Origin of the sequence: Sutcliffiella horikoshii (assembly GCF_021991925.1) — a bacterium.
Lineage (GTDB): Bacteria > Bacillota > Bacilli > Bacillales > Bacillaceae_I > Sutcliffiella_A > Sutcliffiella_A horikoshii_F.
The window spans coordinates 1-614 of the sequence record NZ_RXZI01000026.1 but is presented as its reverse complement, the minus strand read 5'-3'; the positions used below and the strand labels follow the sequence as shown (position 1 = coordinate 614).

The window sequence follows — 614 nt, the reverse complement described above, 5'->3', positions numbered from 1 at the left end:
GAGTCGGTTCGGGCCTCCATTCAGTGTTACCTGAACTTCACCCTGGACATGGGTAGATCACCTGGTTTCGGGTCTACGACCACGTACTCATTCGCCCTATTCAGACTCGCTTTCGCTACGGCTCCGTCTCTTCGACTTAACCTTGCACGGGATCGTAACTCGCCGGTTCATTCTACAAAAGGCACGCTATCACCCATTAACGGGCTCTAACTACTTGTAGGCACACGGTTTCAGGATCTATTTCACTCCCCTTCCGGGGTGCTTTTCACCTTTCCCTCACGGTACTGGTTCACTATCGGTCACTAGGGAGTATTTAGCCTTGGGAGATGGTCCTCCCTGCTTCCGACGGGATTTCTCGTGTCCCGCCGTACTCAGGATCCACTCAGGAGGGAACGAAGTTTCAACTACAGGGTTTTTACCTTCTATGACGGACCTTTCCAGATCGCTTCATTTACCCCGTTCCTTTGTAACTCCATGTTGAGTGTCCTACAACCCCAAGAGGCAAGCCTCTTGGTTTGGGCTAATTCCGTTTCGCTCGCCGCTACTCAGGAAATCGCGTTTGCTTTCTCTTCCTCCGGGTACTAAGATGTTTCAGTTCCCCGGGTCTGCCTTCA

1 rRNA gene is annotated in these 614 nt (G+C 52.0%); it reads right to left on the bottom strand.

Going from position 1 to position 614, the window contains the following annotated elements:
- Positions 1-614, bottom strand: a 23S ribosomal RNA gene (locus tag EKQ44_RS21360); the annotation flags it as partial.